This is a genomic window from uncultured Paraglaciecola sp., assembly GCF_937123705.1.
In the GTDB taxonomy this organism is placed as follows: domain Bacteria; phylum Pseudomonadota; class Gammaproteobacteria; order Enterobacterales; family Alteromonadaceae; genus Paraglaciecola.
In genome coordinates this window covers 32141-55389 of record NZ_CAKZKO010000164.1, presented here as the reverse complement: position 1 = coordinate 55389, position 23249 = coordinate 32141, and the positions used below count along the sequence as shown (strand labels likewise).

The 23249-nt window shown below is 41.1% G+C and carries 21 protein-coding genes; 10 read left to right on the top strand and 11 right to left on the bottom strand.

Annotated features, from left to right (window positions below):
* Positions 1-16 precede the first annotated feature (16 nt).
* From Q0688_RS21970 to Q0688_RS21960, 3 genes are all read right to left on the bottom strand, one after another.
* Positions 17-394, bottom strand: a complete 378-nt coding sequence (locus tag Q0688_RS21970) for a hypothetical protein (protein ID WP_299082440.1) — start codon at positions 392-394, stop codon at positions 17-19.
* Positions 395-465: 71 nt separating this feature from the next.
* On the bottom strand, positions 466-1179 hold the full coding sequence (locus tag Q0688_RS21965) for a methyltransferase (protein WP_299082438.1): 714 nt from the start codon (positions 1177-1179) through the stop codon (positions 466-468).
* 1 nt (position 1180) lies between these two features.
* The gene (locus Q0688_RS21960) at positions 1181-1804 is read right to left on the bottom strand and encodes an NAD(P)H-binding protein (protein WP_299082436.1); all 624 of its coding nucleotides are present in this window, start codon (positions 1802-1804) and stop codon (positions 1181-1183) included.
* Between the two features lie 138 nt (positions 1805-1942).
* Here Q0688_RS21960 and Q0688_RS21955 point away from each other — a divergent pair, with 138 nt between their 5' ends.
* Entirely contained in the window at positions 1943-4171 is a 2229-nt protein-coding gene (locus Q0688_RS21955) for a S9 family peptidase (RefSeq protein WP_299082434.1), read from the top strand.
* 723 nt (positions 4172-4894) lie between these two features.
* Here the strand turns inward: Q0688_RS21955 and Q0688_RS21950 are convergent.
* Complete coding sequence (locus tag Q0688_RS21950) at positions 4895-5269, bottom strand: PH domain-containing protein (RefSeq protein ID WP_299082432.1); 375 nt, start codon at positions 5267-5269, stop codon at positions 4895-4897.
* Positions 5270-5383: 114 nt separating this feature from the next.
* Between Q0688_RS21950 and Q0688_RS21945 the strand changes: the two genes are divergently transcribed.
* The 3 genes from Q0688_RS21945 to Q0688_RS21935 are packed head-to-tail and all read left to right on the top strand — an operon-like array spanning position 5384 to position 8536.
* Positions 5384-6379, top strand: a complete 996-nt coding sequence (locus Q0688_RS21945) for a serine/threonine dehydratase (RefSeq protein ID WP_299082526.1) — start codon at positions 5384-5386, stop codon at positions 6377-6379.
* A 37-nt stretch (positions 6380-6416) separates the two neighbouring features.
* The gene (locus tag Q0688_RS21940) at positions 6417-6836 is read left to right on the top strand and encodes a hypothetical protein (RefSeq protein ID WP_299082430.1); all 420 of its coding nucleotides are present in this window, start codon (positions 6417-6419) and stop codon (positions 6834-6836) included.
* 56 nt (positions 6837-6892) lie between these two features.
* On the top strand, positions 6893-8536 hold the full coding sequence (locus Q0688_RS21935; RefSeq protein WP_299082428.1) for an amidohydrolase: 1644 nt from the start codon (positions 6893-6895) through the stop codon (positions 8534-8536).
* A 241-nt stretch (positions 8537-8777) separates the two neighbouring features.
* Here Q0688_RS21935 and Q0688_RS21930 read toward each other — a convergent pair whose 3' ends face one another.
* The 3 genes from Q0688_RS21930 to Q0688_RS21920 form a co-directional block, all read right to left on the bottom strand.
* Positions 8778-9641 carry an MBL fold metallo-hydrolase gene (locus Q0688_RS21930; protein ID WP_299082426.1) on the bottom strand — a complete coding sequence of 288 codons (864 nt, stop codon included), beginning with the start codon at positions 9639-9641 and terminating at the stop codon, positions 8778-8780.
* 100 nt (positions 9642-9741) lie between these two features.
* Positions 9742-10497 (bottom strand): LytTR family DNA-binding domain-containing protein, encoded by a 756-nt coding sequence (locus Q0688_RS21925; RefSeq protein ID WP_299082424.1) that lies wholly within the window; start codon positions 10495-10497, stop codon positions 9742-9744.
* Positions 10490-11590: a sensor histidine kinase gene (locus Q0688_RS21920; RefSeq protein WP_299082422.1), complete on the bottom strand. Its 1101-nt coding sequence runs from the start codon at positions 11588-11590 to the stop codon at positions 10490-10492. Before Q0688_RS21920 ends, Q0688_RS21925 begins: the two co-directional genes overlap by 8 nt.
* Positions 11591-12024: 434 nt before the next feature.
* Here Q0688_RS21920 and Q0688_RS21915 point away from each other — a divergent pair, with 434 nt between their 5' ends.
* Positions 12025-15048 (top strand): TonB-dependent receptor, encoded by a 3024-nt coding sequence (locus Q0688_RS21915; protein WP_299082524.1) that lies wholly within the window; start codon positions 12025-12027, stop codon positions 15046-15048.
* Positions 15049-15178: 130 nt separating this feature from the next.
* On the opposite strand, the gene Q0688_RS21910 is transcribed toward Q0688_RS21915, so the two are convergent.
* Together Q0688_RS21910 and Q0688_RS21905 are read right to left on the bottom strand one after the other, a co-directional pair.
* Complete coding sequence (locus tag Q0688_RS21910) at positions 15179-15394, bottom strand: DUF1653 domain-containing protein (RefSeq protein WP_299082420.1); 216 nt, start codon at positions 15392-15394, stop codon at positions 15179-15181.
* Positions 15395-15408: 14 nt separating this feature from the next.
* Positions 15409-16593 carry an MFS transporter gene (locus tag Q0688_RS21905; protein WP_299082522.1) on the bottom strand — a complete coding sequence of 395 codons (1185 nt, stop codon included), beginning with the start codon at positions 16591-16593 and terminating at the stop codon, positions 15409-15411.
* A 175-nt stretch (positions 16594-16768) separates the two neighbouring features.
* Here Q0688_RS21905 and Q0688_RS21900 point away from each other — a divergent pair, with 175 nt between their 5' ends.
* From Q0688_RS21900 to Q0688_RS21880, 5 genes are all read left to right on the top strand, one after another.
* Positions 16769-17728 carry a zinc transporter ZntB gene (locus tag Q0688_RS21900; protein ID WP_299082418.1) on the top strand — a complete coding sequence of 320 codons (960 nt, stop codon included), beginning with the start codon at positions 16769-16771 and terminating at the stop codon, positions 17726-17728.
* Between the two features lie 129 nt (positions 17729-17857).
* Positions 17858-18763: a 30S ribosomal protein S6--L-glutamate ligase gene (rimK, locus tag Q0688_RS21895; RefSeq protein WP_299082416.1), complete on the top strand. Its 906-nt coding sequence runs from the start codon at positions 17858-17860 to the stop codon at positions 18761-18763.
* A gap of 14 nt (positions 18764-18777) precedes the next feature.
* Entirely contained in the window at positions 18778-19797 is a 1020-nt protein-coding gene (locus Q0688_RS21890; protein ID WP_299082412.1) for a succinylglutamate desuccinylase/aspartoacylase family protein, read from the top strand.
* A gap of 14 nt (positions 19798-19811) precedes the next feature.
* A complete protein-coding gene (locus Q0688_RS21885) occupies positions 19812-20246 on the top strand; it encodes a RimK/LysX family protein (protein ID WP_299082411.1) in 435 nt (144 codons plus the stop codon).
* Between the two features lie 12 nt (positions 20247-20258).
* On the top strand, positions 20259-21125 hold the full coding sequence (locus Q0688_RS21880; protein ID WP_299082409.1) for a mechanosensitive ion channel domain-containing protein: 867 nt from the start codon (positions 20259-20261) through the stop codon (positions 21123-21125).
* A 51-nt stretch (positions 21126-21176) separates the two neighbouring features.
* Here Q0688_RS21880 and Q0688_RS21875 read toward each other — a convergent pair whose 3' ends face one another.
* Both Q0688_RS21875 and dinB read right to left on the bottom strand, forming a co-directional pair.
* Positions 21177-22010 (bottom strand): mechanosensitive ion channel family protein, encoded by an 834-nt coding sequence (locus Q0688_RS21875; RefSeq protein WP_299082407.1) that lies wholly within the window; start codon positions 22008-22010, stop codon positions 21177-21179.
* Positions 22011-22151: 141 nt separating this feature from the next.
* Positions 22152-23186 (bottom strand): DNA polymerase IV, encoded by a 1035-nt coding sequence (gene dinB, locus Q0688_RS21870; RefSeq protein ID WP_299082520.1) that lies wholly within the window; start codon positions 23184-23186, stop codon positions 22152-22154.
* Positions 23187-23249 lie beyond the last annotated feature (63 nt).

Genomic DNA, 23249 nt, shown 5'->3' with positions numbered 1-23249 from the left:
ATATGGTCTATTGAAGCTATAAATAGTGCTTAACAATCTTCCCCACAGCCCCGTTGGTTGCTGAAAGTTGTTTATCTAGCTCAATGTGATCGGCAGGGTAGCCATATAAACCAAAACAGTTGCCGCGACTATGGCTAATAATCAGTGCGTAGTTGGGATAAAAATCAATATCACCTCGAAACGGATCGAGAACAGGGATGGTATACCGCGACAAAGTTAAAAGGCCAATTTTCCTGCCCCGTCTAATCACCACTTTATGAAATACAGGTTTTTCAATAATGGCATAAACCGCAAATTTGGGGATTTGAACCGCCACGTTCTGCCACACCATTTGTACAATTTGTAGCTGGCTCGCCAAAGAAGAGATCGATTTGGGTAATTCAAATGTTTTCATCATTCCTCCCAGATAAAGCGCGTATTGTTAAGTACTACTTATAAAAAGATAGAGGATTAAGGTAAAAACTGTCAAAAATTAAGATAATAATCTTTGCATAGGGCGATATAGTCTGTTGAATATTCGTTTAACTGATTGTAAATACTGATGTTTTCAGTAGCTGTAGGCGTTTTAGTGCGCTTAAACGCCAGTAAAAGTCTCGTAATACCAACATCTTGCTTTGGTTGCACCTCTAAAGCCCGAGTGCAATGCAAACCTAGTGTTTGTGCCTCATCAATAAATTGATGTGCCACGCTTTCTGGCAGAACGCAATTAAACTGGCCAGCAACAGATAGATGCTGCGCGACCGCTTGTAAAAGTGTTGCGTGATCTAATGCTACTGTCTGCCTTGCTTGGGTGCGGCTCGGTGAGGTTTGGGTTTTATTGGCCGTTTTATTAGTACAAAAATATGGCGGATTACTGATAATCAAGTCATAGGCTTGATCCGTTTGAAAATTTTGCAGGCTAGTGTGATAGAAAGTTAAGCGCTGGGTCCATGGGCAATTCTGACCATTAATTTTAGCCTGTTTGATAGCGGCGGCATCTAGGTCTATACCATCAATCAAGCAACTTTCAGGTGTTTTTTGCGCCAACATAATGGCTAACAAGCCACTGCCGGTGCCGATATCTAAAATGCGCTGGGGATGATTAGTTTGTACCCAACTGCCCAGCATAATGCTGTCGGTGCCGACTTTCATTCCGCAAGCTTGATCTTCGATAGTGAACTGCTTGAACTTAAATCCCATCTTAGAATACCTGTAAACGGATCATATGAGTCGCGACTTCTGCCGCCTGCACCGGCCGATACTTTTTTAATCCGCCGAGTAAAAACGGCGAGATGAGAGGGCTGAACATGGCGGCGAGTTTCTCGGCGGGGCGCATCTCGTTGCGCTCACCTAACAATAACGAAGGTCTTACCGCTGCGGCGTTGGGTAAACCCGGCATATTTAAAATGGCATTTTCGAGCTCACCTTTAACCCGCAAATAAAAATTAGGGCTATGGGCATTGGCTCCAACCGAAGAAATCCACACAAAACTGCCGGCCTTTAGGGTTTTAGCCAGCTGCGCCGCCACATGCACATATTCGAAATCGACTTTGCGAAACGCTTGCTTGCTGCCAGCTTGCTTAATGGTTGTGCCTAAACACACATAGATATGCGCTGCGGAAAAATAGCCTTGGTAATCCTGTAACTGCTCAAAATCAACCACTATTGCTTGCACTTTATGGGAATTATCGGCGAAATAATCTTTAGGCAGTGGCTTTCGGATCAAGCAAGTGACCCTTTGATAGCGTTTATCTGCACACAGTTGTTCAACTAAGGACTTACCCACTAAGCCTGTTGCACCTAAAACTAAAGCGGTTTTTAACATTTTCACCCTGTGATTTTACCTGTAGGCAATAAATCCCTACAATATGCCGAATGGCCCGTTTGTCACTGGCCTTTATTATAATAAAGTATCTTATCCTAATTCTTGGAGGTAAGAACAAACAGTAATGGGAAAATGTGAATGAATAAACTTTCTTGGCTTTTAGTCAGTGGTTTGGCAGTCTGGTCTGTCAATGTAACAGCCAATAATCAACCGCAATCAACACTTAGTATTGAACGTATCTTCCAGTCTCCGAGCTTGCAGGGGGCATCTCAAAAAAAACTGAAAGTTTCTCCCGATGGCAAACGCGTGACTTTTTTACAAGCTAAAGAATCTGATTATGAACGCTTAGATTTATGGGAGTACGATATAAAAAGTGCTAAAACGCAGTTGTTATTTGACTCTGATGACTTGAGTTCAGGGCCTGAAGTCTTATCCGATGAGGAAAAAGCACGACGAGAACGTCTGCGTCTAAGTGGGTCTGGTATTGTCAGTTACCAATGGTCAAATGATGCTAGTGCCTTGTTATTCCCGCTAGCGGGTGATGCCTATTATTACCTTTTAGGTGATAAAAAAGCGCAGCAGTTATTGCAAACCCCAGAGTTTGAAACTGATATCAAGTTGTCACCAAAGGGCAATTACTTGTCTTTCGTTCGAAACCAAGACTTATATATCAAACACATTAAAAGTGGCAAAGAAACTCGCTTAACCCATGATGGTAATGGGCCTATTAAAAATGCTATGGCGGAATTCGTAGCACAAGAAGAAATGGGCCGAATGACAGGTTATTGGTGGTCGCCAGATGAGAAACATATTGCCTTTACCCAAATAGACGAATCGCCAGTTGAGCAAATTACCCGCAGCGAGATATATGCGGACTCTATAAAAATGATTAAGCAACGTTACCCTAGTGCGGGCACTAATAATGTCTTGATTAAATTAGCCGTGCTTGACCTAGCCTCTTTGCAAAAAAACTGGGTAGATTTAGGTGACGAGCAAGATATTTACTTGGCTAGAGTAAATTGGATGAAAGACAGCACTAAGCTGACCTATCAAGTGCAAGATCGCAGTCAACAATATTTGGCACTGAAAGCATTTGATTTATCCAGTAAAAAACAAAGCACGTTACTCGAAGAAAAAAGTAACACTTGGGTTAATTTGAACAAAGATCTACGTTTTTTAAACGACAAGCAGCACTTTATTTGGGCATCTGAAAAAGATGGCTACAAACATCTGTATTTACACAAAAACAACGGCGAGCTAGTGCGTCAGCTAACCAAAGGTGATTGGGTAGTGGATGAAGTAGAGGCTATCGATCAAAAGAATAAAGTGATTTACTTTACTGGCCGTGCCGACACCCCCACACAAAGCCATTTATATAAGGTAGGCTTCGATGGTGCAGCCATCACTAAAATTACCAAACGTAGTGGTTTCCATAAGATTTCCTTTAGCCAAGATGCCAGTGTCTATGTTGATAACTTCTCTACTACCAACACTCCACAACAAGTTAGCTTACACCAAGCACAAGGTAAGCAGTTAACTTGGTTGAGTGAAAATAAAATAGACGATAATCACCCGCTCAAGCCTTATCAAGCAAATTGGATAAAACCTACTATTGCCAGCTTTAATACCCAAGATGGCACGGAAATATTCTATCGTTTGTATAAGCCAGCAAAAATTGAAGGCAAACATCCTGTGATCGTGTATTTGTACGGCGGCCCAGGTGCGCAAGTGGTGAAGGATAGTTGGGGTGGAAATCGCGGTTTATTGATGCAATATTGGGCCAACAAGGGCTATGTGGTCTTCAGTATCGACAACCGAGGCTCGGAAGCGAGGGGCAAAGCTTTCGAAGATCCTATATACAAAAAAATGGGCAGTGTTGAGGTCGCCGATCAAATCGAAGGTGTAAAATTTTTACATAGCTTGCCATATGTGGATCCATCACGAATTGGTGTGCACGGCCACAGTTACGGCGGTTACATGAGCCTAATGGCGATGTTTAAAGCCTCAGACTACTTCAAAGCGGGGGTTGCTGGTGCACCTGTTACCGATTGGGGCTTGTACGATACCCATTATACCGAGCGTTTTATGGGACATCCTAAAACTGATAAAGGTGCCTATGCCGCAGCATCGGTATTTCCCTATGCTAAAGATCTTAAAGGGGATTTGCTGATCTATCACGGCATGGCCGATGACAACGTGCTTTTTACCAACAGCACTAAGCTCTACAAACACCTGCAAGACTTAGCTATCCCATTCGAAAGCATGGATTATCCCGGCAAAAAACACAGCATACGCGGTAAGAATACCGGAATTCACTTGTACAAAACCATTACTAATTTCTTTGATAAGCACTTAGGCATGGAGTAGCAAGTTTGGTATTGGGATCCTAAATTTGAGACAGACAAGAGACCGCCATGGATGGCGGAAGGTAGAATAACGCAGGAGCAGTTATCGAGATGCCTGTAAGCGTTAGCGTATGCTTTTTTATGCCCTAAACGGGCACGATATCCCTATCGTTTTTCACATAGAATCCCTTCTATGCGACTTACTTTTTACCAACAGCAGCAAAAAGTAAGCAAAAAGTGCCGCTCGACACAATGCTCTTCATCCGTTTATTGTTTCAATTTGGCAGGTCGCGCTGAGCCGTTCCAGACGGCGCACCGCTTAATCGCCTATCCCTGGCGATTAACCTCCCAAATTGAAACAATAAACGGCGAGCATTCATTCGAGGGTAAATCAAGCGCATCGGCTTTGCCGACAAAGCTTTATTTCTTTGGGTGGCGCCGCCACTGCTTTCTCGCCTGTAAAGTTTCAGCACAAAAAGGCTTATTTTAGGGGCAAATGACACGACGTCATTTGAGCGGAAGTTGGAGGGACACATTTGTAGCGACCCTAAAATAAGTCTTTTTGTGCGGTTAAGAACTTTAATAGCGGCGGCGTTTTCTGGCTACTCTTTTGCGCTGTTGCAAAAGAGTAGTTGGCTCGAAGGGATTCGAGTCAAAACTGACATGGAGGTCAGAAAGCGCCAGCGCATGCTTTTTTATGCCCTAGCGGGCACTAAAACTCGAAACTCGTTTCTGATCGCTACTCTTAAGCAAACATTTGTGCAGCTAAGGTTTGTTGGATACCAACTACGGTATCTTTCTTAAGTTCTTTTTCTATAGGGTTGCTTTGTCCTGATATCCAGATCTTAAGCTCGGCATCTAAATCGAAGTGGCCGGCGGTTTCTACTTTAAATTGTGTAATGGCGCGATATGGGATCGAATGGTAGTCCACTTTACGGCCGGTCATACCTTGTTTATCAATTAAAATAAGGCGTTTGTTAGTGAACACATACATATCTCTAATCTCTTTAAATGCCTGTTGTATACTTTCAGTTTCAGCAATTATAGGTGCCAATTCATCCGCTATTTCACTGATATCAATTTCAGAAGCATTGCCTAATAAACCATCGAGTAAACCCATCTTTGTTTCCTTCAAACTTTTAGTGAATAAACAGCATAAATGTTGATGCGAAAATAGCAACTACAGGCTACCATCTTGCTTCCTGTAGCAACTATTAATAGTGATCTTTTATATATGTCCAGTGTGACTATTGCCGATGTGCAAGCTGCCGAACAACGCATCCAGCCTTTTATTAAAAACACCCCAGTATATGAATCGCAGTTATTAAATGACTGGTTAGGGCATAACATAATGTTTAAAGCAGAATGTTTGCAAAAAACAGGTGCATTTAAGCTCCGTGGTGCCATAAATATGATGCTTAAGGCACGAGAAAACGGGCAACTTGGTTCACATGTTTTGGCCAGTAGTTCGGGTAATCACGCCCAAGCGGTGGCGTACGCGGCAAAGCTACTTGGTGTGAAAGCCACTATCTTTAGTGCTCAAAATGTATCTAAGGTGAAGGCTGCGGCCACCGAGTATTATGGTGCAAAGCTGGACATAAGTGCATCTCGTAAAGAAGCCGATGAAAAGGTAGCTGAAGCAGCCAAAAAAAATGGTGTGCTGTGGATGCCTCCGTTTAATCACTATGACATTATTGCCGGCCAAGGCACCGCTGCACTCGAGGCGCTAAAACAAACAGGAGAAGTCGATAGCGTTTTTGCTCCCGTAGGCGGTGGTGGATTAATTTCTGGTTCGTTGGTGACTACCAAAGCACTCTATCCTAAGGCAAGTGTTATAGGAGCTGAACCTCTGGTGGCAAACGACGCTATTAGATCTATTCGAACCGGTGTTATTCAATCACTGGAAAATCAGCCAGATACCTTAGCTGATGGTGCCGCAACCTTAGCCGTAGGAGAACTAACCTTTCCGTTTTTACAGGCTTTAGATGGTTTTTATGAAATTGACGAAACAAAGATTGCCTATTGGACTCAGTGGTTACAACACTTACTTAAAATTCATGTAGAGCCTACTAGTGCTATGAGTATGGGAGCCGTAGTCGAATGGCTCAAAACGCAGTCAACCAAGCAAAAAGTATTAGTGATATTGTCTGGTGGTAATATAGATCAACAAAAAATGCTTAGAGTATGGCAAGATGATCACTTACACCAAGTGCCTAGTTTGTTGATTTAACAGTTAAAAACTGATTTAGTATAGGTATAGGAAAAATGTGTTTTGGATAAAATCTTATAATGGGATTACAAGATTGCGGATATTTTCGGTAGTTATCATATTAAGCGTTTTAACATTATTATCGTCCTCAAGTCATGGGCAAAGCCCGCTTTTTGATAACGCGTCTTGTGTCATTATTTATTCATTAAAAGGTTCTGAAAATAAAAGTTTTAATGATCAAATATCCCAATTAAGTAGGCAAATTGATAGAAAAAATATTCACTTTATTGATTTGAACAATTGGCGTAAAACTCAACCTCATATTGACATTAGTGGCCGTAGTCGCAATCAATTGCGTCAGCAACATCAATTGACTAAAGGTATCAACCAAACCATTGTTTTAAATAGCAGAAGCCAAATTGTGGGACGTTATTTTGGTTCGGTAACCTTAGTGAATGTGCTACTCGATTGCCATTAAAGAAATTAACGCTAGCTGAAAACTAGCACTAAGAACATCTCATTTTAGGAGTCCACGTGAAAAAAGTACTTATCATCTGTTTGTTTTTTGTTAGCACCTTAGTGTTGGCAGCACCTAGTCAAATTGGCAACGTAAAAGGTTATACCCTCAACAATGCGGGTAAATTGGTTCAATTTTCAAATATAGTGTTTGATGGTGGAAAAGTGGTAGCCATTGGAGGCAAAGAGCTTGAGCAAGACTATGCAGACGCGACCTATATAGATGGCAAGAATAAAGTCATGTTGCCAGGACTAATCGATGCTCACGGACACGTGTTAGGGTTAGGAGAGTCCATACTGCAAGTAGACTTGCGAGAGAGCAAAACAGCGTTAGACGCGGCAAAAATGGTGCAAGCCTATGCCAAAAAACAACAAGACTCACCATGGATTATCGGGCGAGGCTGGAATCAAGTACTTTGGCCAAGTAAAACTTTTCCCACGGCTAGCATGTTAGATGAATATGTAAAAAATAAACCTGTGATGTTGTCACGAGTAGATGGACATGCAAGTTGGGTCAATAGCAAAGCCCTTGAAATAGCCGGCATTACTAAAGACACCCTTGATCCTCCCGGTGGTAAAATTGTTCGAGATAAACAAGGCAATCCCACCGGCATACTGGTAGATAATGCCGAAAGTTTGCTTTATAAACATTTGCCCAAAACTTCTGAAAACACCTTAAAAGCGCAACTAGATGCCGCCGGAAAACAAATGTTATCCGAAGGTATCACCAGTGTTCACGATGCTGGCATCAGCAAAAAGGTATACGACTATTTCAAAAAAAGAGTCAGTGAACATTCATTGCCGGTGCGCATTTATCCTATGATTGCCGCAACATCGCCAATTTTAAAACAGCTGTTAGAAACAGGCCATGTACAAGATCAATACGATTGGTTATCTATACGCAGTGTTAAAGCCTACGGCGATGGCGCTTTAGGTAGCCGTGGTGCCGCACTACTAAAACCTTATTCAGATGATCCCCATAACAAAGGATTGCTAGTCACCCGTGAAAAAGACTTAAAACCACTATTCGACTTAGTGTTAGGCCACGGGTTTCAGCTAAACTTTCATGCTATTGGCGATAGAGCCAATCGTTTAGCCTTAGATCAGTTTTCAGATACCTTTGATCGTTTAGGTGGCAAATCACAACGTAACCGTGTTGAACATTCGCAAATCATTAACGTGGACGATATTCCACGTTTTAAAAGTTTAGGCATTATTCCTTCTATGCAACCCACTCACGCCACTAGCGATATGAATATGGCCGAAGACCGAGTAGGGGCAGACCGTTTAAAAGGTGCTTATGCGTGGCAAAGCTTTTTAAAACAAGGCTCACCTGTGGCTTTTGGTTCTGATTTTCCGGTAGAACTGTCTAATCCATTTTTTGGGCTACATGCAGCCGTAACAAGGCAAGATAGGAATAATTCCCCAGATAAGGGCTGGATCCCCATCGAAGCCGTAACTGTTACACAAGCGTTCAAAGGGTTTACCTTAGATGCTGCCTATGCGGCTCATCAAGAAAAAATATTGGGTGGATTAACTCAAGGTAAATGGGCTGACTTTATTTTGGTTGACCAAGATATATTCACTATTTCGCCACAAGATATCTGGAAAACCCAAGTGCTTGAAACTTGGATCGCTGGTGAAAGACGTTTTAAGAAATAGCCTTAGTTGAGAGCTGGATTTGGGGTTAATTTAAAAAGTATGGATCCCCGATAAAAGCACTCGGGGATGACAGTGCTGGTGGTGTTTGAACTAGGTTGATATTTTGTCATTCCAGCGTGCTTTTAGGCCGGGATCCACGCTTTTTCAGGTTAAACAGTAAGTCTGAACTCTCAACTACCAATAAATGACTGAAACGTCATCCCCGCATTCTTTTAGCGGGGATCCATAGATGTTAAATGATTCACTGACCTTTATATAAAGTGGTTATCCACTTTTCTTCGGTTATAAAACTCCAAGACCAGTCTTGGTACTTTTCACCTAAACCTTGTGTCACGGCATCTTCAAGGCTTACACCTTTGGTTTTCATGCTTTTTACCATAGAAGCGGTATCAACAATCATCCCTAAGGCTTTTTGATAGTCGGCTTTTGTGGCTAAATTTCCATGACCGGGAATAATTTTAGTTCCCTCTTTTAACATACCAATAAGTTGAGTCACGTTCTTAATATAACCCGCCACTGTACCGCCACCGTTTAAATCAATATAAGGAAAACGCCCTTCAAAAAACAAATCACCTGGATGCAACACATTGGCCTTCTCAAACCAAACAACGCTGTCGCTGTCGGTATGTCCTGCGGGTAAATGCATGACCTTAATAGTGTCGTTATTGAAATGAAAGGTCACGCCCTGTTGATAAGTCACAACAGGTAATTCGGCATGTTTGTGATCATCTTTTGCCGCTAAACGTTTACGAACGTTGTCATGAGCAAAGATAGTACTGTGTTGGACTTCGCTAAAATAAGCGTTCGAACCTGTATGATCGCCATGATAGTGCGTATTAACCACATACTTCATTGGCGTTTTAGCAATATCACCTATGGCAGAGGCAATTTTTTCGGCTAAAGGAGCAAATTGGTCGTCTATAATTAATATGCCTTCTGCACCTGCTGACACGCCAATATTGCCACCCATACCTTGCAGCATATGTACTGAACCACTCACAGCTTGGCTGGTGATTTTAGTATCCGCCCATTGGTCTTGAGCATTCGCTGAGCTAATTGAAAGTACAGCGATAACCGCGGCGACTAAATGTATTCTTGAACCCATAACCTTGTTCCTTGACGATCACTTGATTGACTACAATTACACCAAACCTAATTGACAGCAACAATAACTTTCATGTTGAAATTTACAAAATGTATATGTTTTAAACAAGTAACTCTGCAAGTTTCGATCTATTACGTCTAGACAGAGTTAATGCATCGCCACTTTTCAGCACGACGGAGTAATCACCGTTATCGTTTGGTTTTAATTCACAAATACTAGTTTTGCGCACTAAAGATGATCTATGGATACGAATAAATTGATTGGGATCTAACTGAGCTTCAAGTTTGGTTAGGGTCTCACGATGTAATATGCAAGTTCCATTAAATAAGTGCACCTCAGCATAATTGCCTGCTCCGGAAATAAAATTAATATGTTGTACTTCAATGATACGGATCCTGCCTGGCTCTTTAACTATTAGGCGGCTTCTATATTCAAGCCCTTTTTCTTCGTCTAAGTGCTTAAGCAACTCACTCGCTTGGGAATGATTACTATGCTTTTGCTCCTGAATGTGTCTTCTGGCTTTTTCTAAAGCCGTGTAAAAGCGTTGGTCTGGAAACGGTTTGAGCAAATAGTCGATTGCACATAACTCAAAAGCTTCTACGGCATATTTGTCGTAAGCGGTGACAAAAATGACCACACAATCTGAAGGTAAGTTTTCTGCTAGTTGGATACCAGATTTTCCTGGCATTTGAATATCTAGAAATATGATGTCAGGTTGGTATTTAGTCGCAAGTTCAAGGGTTTGAGTACCATCTTTGGCTTCATATACTTCTGTCATATCTGGTTGATCATTTAGCAACAACTTTATAATTTTGCGTGCTATATGTTCATCATCGGCAATTAGTACTTTAAACATTTGCACCTCCAGCAGGTAAGGATAAAAGTGTTTCAAAATATCCATCTTCTATTTCATGAGACTGAAGGACATATTGATCTTTGTAAATATGGTGTAATCTTTTACGACAATTTTGCAATCCAATGCCAAACCCCTTGTGGTCGTCTCCTGTAGAAGCTTTGTTTACCAAGCGAATATGCAAATTTCCGTCTCTTAGGGACACGACTAATTTCATCATGTTATCGTTGCTTTCAAGTTGTGAGCCATGTTGTACGGCATTTTCTACTAAGGTATGCAACAACATAAAAGGTAACTGAGCATCCAGACATTCTTTTGCTACATCAACCTCTAATGAAATTTTGCTTTCAAATCGGCGCTTCTGAATGGCAAGGTAACAATCAATAAATTCCATTTCGTTACTAAGAGAAGTGAGTTGCTTGTTCTGGTTTTCTAATACGCTGCGAAACATCTGACTTAATTCGCTTAACGCTTTTACCGCGCCTGATTTTTGATCGAGTCGTACTAATCCAGATATTGTATTTAAAGTATTAAACAGAAAATGAGGGTTTAACTGGGATTTCAGTGCATGGAGTTCAGCCTTAAGAAGCTGATTAGATAATCGCTGACTGGTAAGTGCGTATTCTTGACTTTTGACATAATAACTTTGAGCTAGACCAGCACTAGCCACAGTCAAATAAACAAAAGCATCCATGTGCATTGGGCTTAACAATAGGCGCCCGACACTAATTTGAAATTCTTCGAAAGTTAATTGTCCTTGATTACTAATTAAAATTACTTCAATTAGAGTGAGTGTCCAATAAAAAACCATCAACACCAAAGCTGAAATTAAATGTAGTAATATTTTCTTTAATAGAGCATGTTTAGAAGATTCAATGGACATGACTGCCGCACATATTAGCGGCGCCATCAACGCCCAATTTCCCCACCAAGGTAAATAATCCAGCCACCAATCTATCCAAACACTTGGGCGAGCATTACGAACACTGGCTCTATGAGCACTGTCAGCAGCAATGGTATTGAGGACTAGCCAGAATAAAATATTCGCCAACCAAAACACTCTAGGAGGAATATTTTTAATAAACAGTTTAAACATAATAGTAAACATGCCCTCATTAAGTTTTTATAAGGAGTGTGTTGGAAGAGAGGCGTTACCCATGAAAGCAAAATATTACTGAATCACAGATTAGAGATATATACCTTTTATCACTGATTTAGTGTCGCCTATCACGTACTGAACTCGTCCGACAAAAATGATTCCCTAAAAAAACGGCCTGACAGTTAGGATACTAAGCTTTTGACTGCAATATTAAAATCCTCATAAGGTAATTACGCCTTATAAAGCACTCTTCAAATAGTCTCACTATCCATTCGACACGCATATACCGCCAGTGATCACGTCACCACCTTCACTCGTGGAAAGCTAATAGTACAAAGTTGTCTATGTCTCTAAGTTGGTACCTGATAACAGTGTTATCACACATAATCATAATTATATTTTGTTCATCAAAAGATGAACAAATAGGGAGAATACATATGACTACTTTTAAAAAAAGTATCTCAGCTTTGGCTGTGGCTACTTCATTAGGCTTAGCAATTCCAGCTTACGCTGACAATACCACCGCTAATATTACAGGTGCCATTACAGCAAATGACTATTCGCAATATGCTGTAACTGCGACAAACCCAAAAACAGGCGTAAGCCGAAATGTATCCGTGAGCGATTCTGGCTCATTCCGATTTTCTCAACTACCAACGGGTCAATACGATATCACTATTACCAAAAATGGTGCTTTAGTCGCCAAAGATACCGCCCGTATCACATTGGGATCAAATGCTTCCTTAGAATTTAATTTTCTTACTGATGAGGGGACAGAGGTAATAGAAGTGACATCGGCGAGAATATCTGCAGTTGATGTAACGTCAACCGACTCAGGTTTAGTGATAGGGGAATTAGATGTTGACAGAATGCCTATTTCTCGGAACATTACTGCTATCGCAATGTTGGCGCCTGGTACAGTAGAAGGAGAAAACAACTTTAGTTCACCCAATTCGGGAGGTTTAGCTTCGTTTGGTGGTGCATCTGTTGCTGAAAACTCTTGTTATATCAATGGTATGGAAGTAACCAATACTAGCCAAGGCTTAGGTTGTGGTTCAGTTCCATTTGAGTTTTATAAAGAATTCCAAGTTAAAACAGGTGGCTACTCAGCTCAATTTGGTCGGACTACAGGTGGGGTACTTAATGCAGTCACTAAAAGTGGCAGCAATGACTGGGAATTTGCGGCCACTGCACTATTTACACCAAAATCTCTACGTGAAGATGGCGGAATTTCTTATACCGCAGGTGGCGCAAATGGCCCTTCAGTATTTCGTAATCAAAGCATGGATGAATACAGCAAATTTGAATATACCGTTTCTGCTTCGGGTCCCATCATTGAGGATACATTGTTTATTTATGCGTTAGTCAATCCACGAGATATTGACAATAACTTTGGCTTTCAATCTAGTGGTCGTCAACAATATGCATTGGATGACAATTATGTGAAGCGTAGTTCAAGCGGTAGTGACAACCTGTTTTGGGGAGCAAAAGTAGACTGGATTATAACGGATGATCATAAACTCAGTTTATTTACCTACTCTGACCGCAGTGACACTGTTTCTGAGACCTTTTTATTTGATGCCGATAATGGTGTCATAGGCGATTCTGTACAAAACACTATTCGCGCAAGAGGGGGGGAGCTTAAAAGCTTAACCTACAAAGGGTATATCACCGATGATTTAACGGTTTCAGCTATGTACGGTGAAATTGAAACTGAGTATACCAATACGCCGAGCAACCTAGATTGCCCTACAGTACTAGATAATCGACAAGTTCCAGCATCTCAACTCATTACAAGTTGTGGATCAGGCGGTACGACCGGCGAAAACACTGACAATAATAAGCAGCTACGAATTGATGTGGAATATGCTTTCGAGGACCATTTAGTTCGCGTAGGTTACGATAAGCAAGAGCGTGAAACATTTCATACTACAGCCCCGATTACCGGACATGCATGGACTTACGCCACTCTAGCACCAAACGGCAGCATTCAAGGAACGGCCGGAAATTTGTATACTAACAATACTGGTGCTGCCCAAGACTATGTGTTCGACCGCGTATTTGTTGGTGGTGGCGGTTTTACCACAGAATTAAATGCCTGGTATATAGAAGATGAATGGCAAGTAACCGATGACTTGCGTTTGAATCTAGGGGTGCGTCAAGATGAGTTTGAAAACTCTGGAGTAACTGGACTAGTTTTTTCATCATTTAAGACAGATGTTGCACCACGTTTAGGTTTTAGCTGGGATCCAACTGGAGAAGGAGAGTCGAAGTTCTACGGTACTTTTGGTCGCTATTATTTACCTGTTCCAAACAATACCAACTATCGCGCCGCGTCAGGGATAAGTGACATTACAACCTATTATACTTTTACAGGCTCGGACAGTACCGGTGCTGCAACTGGAACCAATCCAATAACTGGTAATTTAGGTAGCTCACAGGTTGTCAATTCTGTGCCTAATCCTGCAATTCAAGCTACTTTCCAATCTGAAGAAGCAGAACCTTTTAGCAAAAATGAATTGATTTTAGGCTACGAAACGTCTTTAACCGATGAGTTTTCACTATCATTACGGGCAATTTATCGCGAAGTAGCCTCAGCTTTGGATGACTATTGTGGTCCATTTGCCTCGCAAGCCACTTGTACTTTGCTTAACCCTGGTTCAGAGGGTACATGGCAGCTAGATAATGATTTTGACAGTGCTCCAGACCCAGGTAGTCGCCGTACTTATACAGCTGATGAACTTGGATTACCTGAAGCAGAAAATGAATACACTGCATTGCAAACTCAGTTTAACTATGTGGGTGATAATTCGCGGATGACAATGATCTATACGTGGAGTCGCAGTGTGGGTAATTTCGAAGGAGCGGTTAAATCCGATATAGGCCAGCGAGATCCTGGTATCACCCAAGATTTTGATTTCCCTGCATTGATGGATGGTGCATCGGGTTATCAAGCCAATGACCGTCGCCATGTGTTTAAATTGTTCGGGTCATATGATGTAACCGATGATCTAACAGTTGGCTTTAATTCAACATTAGCAAGTGGTCGCCCATTAAGTGCATTTGGACAGGGATATCCTTCAAATGATGCCCGTATTTATGGTAGCTATGGAGATACTTACTATTTATATACTAATCAGTGCCCAGATAACAACGGTAACGGCGCTTGTGACGTGGAAGAAAAAGTTTATGAGTTTTCACCTCGTGGCAGTAAGGGTCGTACACCTTGGACATTTAAGTTAGATTTATCAGCAAACTATAGTTTCAATGTGAATGATTTAGATATGCGAGCAACTTTAAATATTTACAACGTGCTCAATTCTCAAAGTGTCACTTCACAAAATGAACACTATGAGGCTCGTAGAGCTGAAGGAATTTATAGCCCTTCATATGGAGCGGCATATTCATGGCAGGCGCCTCGCTACGTTGAAGTTGGTTTTGAAGCTCGTTTTTAACTAAAAGCAACTGTAATGTAAGGGGCTTCGGCCCCTTTTTTACGTTTTAGTCGCTTAAAGTAGGTTCCTAGTTAGCCCTCATTGTTATCAAAAATTGATAGTTACAGGCGTTGCTAACCCAGAATTAGGACTATTTGTCAGCGATAAATTCAAATCGTAAGACATTAGAGCCAGCAACTTCAACTGTTTCTTCAAACATCTCAAGCGGCCTAACCCATAAGCCCCTGTCACCATAAAGAGGCTGATAAACCACAAGTTCGGTTTCATCTTCTGAATGTTTAGCCACACCAACTACTTGGTATTCATTACCTTTATAATGGCGATAACGCCCCGTTTTTAGTGACATATTGATTCCTACTATTAAAAGGTTTGCTGAGGTATAGAAGTGCGTTTTTGGCGGTTTTGTTGCCAGATAATCATAAGTAACTGCGCTGTTATGATAGCAAAACTAACTAACAATAAACCGCGCCAATCTATGATATTAAGCAATACACCTGCACTTAATGCTGCCATTGCTTGACAGCCAAATACTAAGAACTCGTTTAAGCCCTGAACTTTAAATCTTTCATTTGGTTGATAACTTTGGGCCAGTAAAACCGTGCCACCTACAAACAAAAAATTCCAACCTATGCCAAGCAATACTAGAGCAACCCAATAATTCAGCCACTCATTGCCCACAAGAGCCACTAAAATTGTGCAGATGTAGGCTGATAAACCGAAAAATAGTATTTTTGAAGTACCTAGTTTAGTGATTAACCAACCGCTAAATATCGACGGAAAAAACATCGCAAAAATATGGCTTTGGATCACCCACTTTGTTTCTTGCAATGAATAGGCCTCATGTACATGCATATGGACGGGCGTAGCAGTCATAATAAAGCTCATTAAGGCATACCCCACCACTGATGACGACACGGCCAGAATAAAAATAGGTTGTTTGGCAATAATCAAGAGTAATCGCCCTGTATCTGCTGATTTATCAATAGTTACATGGGTATTTTTGATCCGAGTAAACAATAAGCTGCATAGTACTAACAGACCTGCCATCAAATAAAACGCACCGACAAAATCTTGCTCTGTCACCAAATTTCCCCAAGTGACCAACTCTGGCCCTAAAATAGCGGCGACTAAGCCTCCTAATAATACTGTGGATGCGGCTTTAGGCATAAGGTCAATGCCCACAGACTCCATTGCAGCAAAGCGAATTTGCTGAATAGCAGACAGAACCATACCTAATAAAAAAGCCGATGCCACTAGCCCCCAAAAGTTGCTGTTCGCGATACTAGAAGCGGCAAATAAAGTAACCATAACACCGAATAAAGTCGCCCCAATAAAAATGGGTTTTCTACCAAAATGTTGCATCAACCGAGTAATAGGTACCACACCACAGGCGGTGCCCACAATACTCATGGCTAAAGGTAAAGTTGACCATTTAGGATCTGGGGTAAGCTGTGCACCCAAAACGCCGCCAGCCAGCACTAGCATAGTACCAGTGCTCATGGCGAGGGCTTGGATCAAGGTAAGTAACCATACATTGGCAGGCATTTTAAGCACGGATGATTGTCTCTCTACGTCGGTATTAATTAACTTTATTATATTGGTGTAGTGTATCGATTTCCTTGTAATACTAGTGTACTTATTTTGTCCTTTATCTGGAATATGTTAGGTTATTTAACGTAACAGACTATGATGGTGGCAAGGCACTTTTGGGGCGTTAACGATGCAAACTGAGTTTATTTTTGGCTACTATTTTAATATTGGTGAACCAGATAACAAAATACTTTCACTGGATTCACTGGATACCGATAAGCAGCATTGGCTACATTTTGATTATACCTCGGACTCTGCAAAACAATGGCTTAATGAACAAAGTCAATTGCCAGAAGTCGTCGTTAGTGCGCTATTAAATGAAGAGACTCGACCACGCGCTACAGTCTTAATGGATGGTGTACTAATTTCGCTGCGAGGTGTTAATTTATCGCCTAACAGTAATCCAGAAGATATGGTTTCAATTCGCCTATGGTTTACCAAAGACAAAATCATCAGTACTAGGCGGCGCTTATTATTGTCCACTAAAGATATCGCGGTTGATTTTGATAAAGGAATTGGCCCACAAACGCCCTCAGCGTTTATTACCTTATTAGCCGATCGCTTAATTTCTAGAATGAGTCATACGATTTACGAAATTGAGGATAAAGTGTCTGATATAGAAGAAAATATATTAGTTTCAAGTAGTTATACACTTAGAAGTGAGCTTTCAGATATTCGCAGGCAAATTATTTCTTTGAGGCGTTATTTGTCACCACAGCGAGAGGCAATGACACAACTGCTCAGTGACAAAATTTCATTATTTTCAGTAGAAGAAAAAATTCAATTAAGAGAAACGGCAGATCATTTAACTCGCCTAATTGAGGACTTAGATTCGGCTAAAGACAGAGCAATAGTCAGTCAAGAGGAATTGAACAACACTTTAGCAGAACAGATGAATAATAGGATGTTTGTGTTATCAATTGTGGCTGCTTTGTTTTTACCCTTAGGCTTTCTGACGGGTTTGCTAGGTATTAATGTGGGAGGCATTCCTGGTGCTGAAAACAGTTATGCCTTTGCTATTTTTGTAGGGATATTAATAGTGATAGTCGCTTTTCAAGTATGGTTGTTTAAAAAGAAAAAATGGTTTTAAAAGTTTTTTTTTGAGTATAGGTAGTTACAAATATGTAGCGTTTTGTTGTATTAAGGTCTACCGTTAACGTCTCTTCAATTCTTCACGTCAAGCTCAGAAAAACGCTACTTTTTGAGTACTGGAAACATTATGAAAATTGCTATTTTATCCCGAAATAAGAACCTCTATTCTACCCGTCGATTAAAAGAAGCGGGGGAAGCTTTAGGACATGAGGTTGATATCATCGATACCTTGCATTGCTACATGGATATAACGAGTAGCAGGCCGACGGTGCGTTATCGCGGAGCAGAACTTCCCAAATATGACGCAATTATTCCTCGAATTGGCGCTTCAGTAACATTTTACGGTACCGCTGTCGCTCGACAATTTGAAATGATGGGAACCTTTAATATCAATGACTCTGTGGCCATAAGTCGCTCACGAGACAAGCTTCGCTCCTTACAACTCTTGTCTCGAAAAGGCATAGGCTTACCTAGAACAGGGTTTGCAAGCAAACCAGATAACATTAAAGATTTGATCAAAAATGTGGGGGGAGCGCCTGTTGTTATCAAGTTATTAGAAGGTACACAGGGTATTGGCGTGGTTTTAGCGGATACGGCTAAGGCAGCCGAAGCAATAATCGAAGCCTTTATGGGCCTAAAAGCCAATATTTTAGTGCAAGAATTTATCAAGGAGGCCGGTGGAGCGGATATTCGTTGTTTAGTTGTGGGCGGAAAGGTCGTTGCAGCTATGAAACGACAGGGGGCCGAAGGTGAATTTCGTTCTAATTTGCATAGAGGCGGCTCTGCTGAAATCGTCAAGTTATCGAAACAAGAACGAGAAACAGCGGTTAGTGCGGCTAAAGCCATGGGCCTAAATTTATGTGGTGTTGACTTGTTGCGCTCACAAAATGGGCCAATGGTAATGGAAGTGAACTCATCACCAGGCTTAGAGGGGATAGAAAAAGCTACAGGCAAAGATATAGCTGGCATGGTTTTTTCATTTATAGAAAAAAATGCCAAGCCAAATAGTAATAAAACCCGTGGTCAAGGGTGAGCTGAGATAATTCTATGAACACCCTACGTATTGGTGAATTTGATATTTTGCCCGGTGAGCAAAAGAAGATAGAGCTGCCCGTTGCTAAGTTATATACAGATGCGAATGTGTCTTTGCCTGTACATATCATTCGAGGAAAAAAGCCAGGCCCAACTATATTTCTTAGTGCCGCGGTGCACGGTGATGAGCTAAATGGTATTGAGATTATTCGAAGACTAATCAATCAGAAAAAGTTCAAAATTGTTAATGGAACTGTCATCGCTGTACCTATGGTTAATGTGTATGGCGTTGTTAATCAAAGTCGCTATATGCCCGACAGGCGTGATCTAAACCGTAGCTTTCCGGGTTCTGCTAGGGGCTCTTTAGCGGGCAGGGTGGCCCATATTTTTCTGAATGAAATCGTTAAGCATTGCGATTATGGGATTGATTTACATACTGGTGCGATCCATCGTTCAAATTTACCGCAAATTCGAGCGAACATGTCAGATGCTGAGACAAAAGAGTTGGCTGAAGTGTTTGGTGTGCCAGTGTTACTTAATTCAAATTTGGTAGATGGCTCACTACGAGAAGCCGCCGCTAAAAGCCAAACCAAAATATTGTTATACGAGGCAGGCGAAGCATTGCGTTTTGATGAGTTTTCAATTCGTGCTGGTATGAAAGGAATACTTAATGTGTTGCAGCATCTAGGTATGACAAAAAAGGCAGCGCCTTCAAAAAGGAAAAAACTCGCTCCTTTTGTTGCAAATGGTAGTCAATGGGTCAGAGCCAATGCCAGTGGTATAGTGCATAACCTAGTAAACCTAGGAGATCAAATGACTAAAGGCCAAATATTAGCTGAGATTGGTAGCCCTTATGGCGAAGTTATTGATTCTGTTAAGGCGAGCCGATCAGGCATATTAATAGGCAAACAAAATATCCCTCTAGTGCAGGAAGGGGAAGCGATGTTTCATATTGCTTATTTTAGCGAAGATGATGAAGAAATCGCAGAGCATATTGAAAACGTACAAGAACAATTGTTACCCGAAAACGTCTAAGCCTAGGAAAAGTTGTGACTCAAAAAAATAAACCCATAATCGGACGGATAGAATCGATTGCATTGCCTGAACTTGCAATTAGTGAGCTTCAAGTGCGAGTCGACACCGGCGCAAAGACCTCGTCACTGCATGTTGATAATATTGAAAAAAAGATGGTCAAAGGTGTCCATTGTATTCAGTTTGATATTCACTCTGACATTCACAATGTAGACACAGTTGTACAATGTGTTGCGCCTATAAGTGATGTTAGAAATGTAAAGTCTTCTAATGGCACCACAGAGCAGCGCTATGTTATTCGAACGCCTGTAGTGCTAGGTTTGGAAAAGTGGGAAATTGAAATTACATTGACCGACCGCTCTGATATGAGTTATCTCATGCTATTTGGTCGTGAAGCTATAGGCTCTAGATTCTTAGTTGATCCTTCAAAGGTATTTTTAGGCTCAAGTTGATTAGGGGGTAGCATGGATTTAGAGCAAATTAAGGCAATGTTGTCTTCAACAGTGATCACAATTGCCGATCAACCTGTGAGCTTAGGCGGCTTACTTTTTATTCCCTTTATAATCTATGGAGGACTTCTATTAACAAGGTGGACGATTAGGGTCATTACTAACCGCTTAGTGTCGAATAAAACGGATCCCAATATTATTCACCTTTTACAGCGAATTCTGTATGTAATTGTCATTACCATATTGTTACTCACAACTTTAGATATGATGAATATTCCGATTGCCGCTTTTGCGTTCTTGTCTGGCGCAATTGCAATAGGATTTGGTTTTGGAGCACAGAATATTATCAATAATTTTATAAGTGGCTGGATTTTGTTATGGGAACGTCCTATACGGATAGGTGATTTTTTAGAAGTGGAAGGTGCAAAAGGAATTGTCGAAGAAATTAACACCCGTTCAACCAGAATTAGACGGGTTGATGGCGTACATTTACTCATCCCCAATAGTAAATTGCTCGAAAATACCGTAGTAAATTGGACATTACTCGACAGTTTAGTCAGAACAAATGTTCGTGTAGGTGTGGCCTATGGTACGCCAGCTAAAACTGCCGCTAAACTTTTATTAGAAGCGACAGTCTCGCTACCAGAAGTGTTGACGGATCCCGCACCCGTTGTGAGTTTTGAGGATTTCGGAGATAACGCACTTATTTTCGAAGTGAATTTTTGGATTAACTCTAAAGTTGAAGGTGGTTTACGCGTAACCCGCAGCAATATTCGTTTTAAACTAGATGAATTACTCACCGAAAATAATATTGTCGTGGCTTACCCACAACGAGATGTGCACCTTGATGGCGCTATCACTATTGTTAATACTAAGGCTTAGAATTGATTACTAGGCCTTAGGCTCTTAGCAATTAAATGGTTCAAAGGGATGTCATAATTTCGGCTGTGAGGCCTTTTGTTCAAACCACATGCTCATAAAGTCAGATGTTAGTTGTTGCTCAATTTCTAGTGCTCGGTCTGTTGGGCAAAAAATTGTAAAGAACACTTGGGTGTCGCCTAGTTCAGATGTGGCTACCTGAATATGTGGCATCGGCCCTGCTATGCTAACTTCTAGTCTGTTTTCTATTAATTGATTATATCTTATGGCTACATCCTTAAAGTCCTCACAATACGAGCAAGCTTTTTCGTAAAGTACATCAATAAATTCAAAAGGGTTTACGCTGTCGTCGCGAACAATAGTGAAATGATGCATGGCGTAACGCTTTAGAAAATTGAGGTTTTTTATGGTGGCAGTAATCAATTGGCTGTTAGGCACAAACATGGTCTTACCGGTGTAGTGATAGCTATCCTTGTCTACTTCTAATAATGTGAGTTTTATCCAATCAGTGGCATAGACTTCTCCATAGTGTGTGCCTACTTGGATCCAATCTCCAATACGAAACGGCCTGCTCGATAATAAGTATAAAAACCCAATAAAACACTGAATGAACTCTCTTGTGGCTAATACGATAGCAACGATAAAGGCGGCAATAGAAAAAGCAAATTTTTGAATTTCTTCAGACCATATGTTAAACACCATCACTATGATTAATATGGAAAAAATATTATTTAGCATATTAATTTTTAGTCGTTTCTGCTCTTTGGATTTTCTATTTATGATCTTGAAGATAAAAAACTTAATCGCCAGAAACACTGCAAAAGCAATCAATGTAGTTGCAAATTTGTTGTTACTTATAAATTGGAGTAGCTCTACTACATTGGGCATTATTTTTATTCACTTTTTTAAAAACTAAGATGATATTTTAAATATCAAAAACCTGACGCACTGTGTGCTCCTAGTTTACGTGAACCAGATTTTAAGTCTCCTACTTTTGCCGATAATAGCTTATAGCAAAAATGCTATGAATTAGGCTGATGTAAACGAAAACGCCAATTGCTGGTCCTTTTGAGGATCTGCCAAACCTACGTGTAAGCCTACTAACCTAATGCCACGACCGGCTTGGCGAGAAAGGCCTTCGGTTAAAAGCTTTAAGAAATAGTCTTTATCTAACAACTGACATTTATGCTCGACAGTGGTTTGCTGAAAATCATCGAATTTAAGTTTAATGCCCTGACTTTGAATAGTAGCGCCTGACTTAGTTAAGCGCTTTTCTAACATGGGGAACAAGCTATCTATCATATCAATGCACGCTTGTTCTGAGTGAATATCTTCGGCCATAGTGCGTTCAACCCCAACGGACTTTCGGCGTCTTTCGGTGCTTAAATTACGCTCGTCTACACCATGGCTTCTATCCCAAATAATCGGCCCAAATTTACCAAAGCGTTTGATTAAATCATCGAAAGGATAATGGCGCACATCGGCGCAGCTGTATAAGCCTAAATCAGCTAACTTAGCTTGGGTGACTTTGCCGACACCGGGAATTTTTCCAAGAGGAAGCTTGACAACAAAAGCGTCGAGAGTCTCAGGCGTGACCACGCATATACCATTGGGCTTGTTTTCATCGCTGGCGATCTTGGCCACAAACTTACAAGGAGCCACGCCAGCAGATGCGGTAAGTTGGGTTTCGGTAAATATAGCGCGGCGAATATCTTCAGCAATGAGTGTGGCGCTGCCTGAAAATAGTGTGCAATCCGACACATCTAAATAGGCTTCATCCAAAGATAACGGCTCTATTTTATCGGTGTATCGCCTAAATATGTCACGAATTTGCGCAGATATTTCGCTATACAACTGCATTCTGCCCGGAGCTAAGACTAAATCGGGGCAGAGTTTTAAAGCATGAGCGGTGGCCATAGCAGAGCGCACCCCAAATTGACGGGCTTGGTAATTACAGGTAGAAATCACCCCGCGTCTGTCGCTACTGCCACCTATGGCGAGGGGAACATTGCGATAGGCAGGATTGTCACGCATCTCAACGGCTGCATAATAACAGTCCTTTATGCGACACTTATTTTAACTAGTACTTTTGTACGTATATCATTATAATAATCTAAGTATAAAATA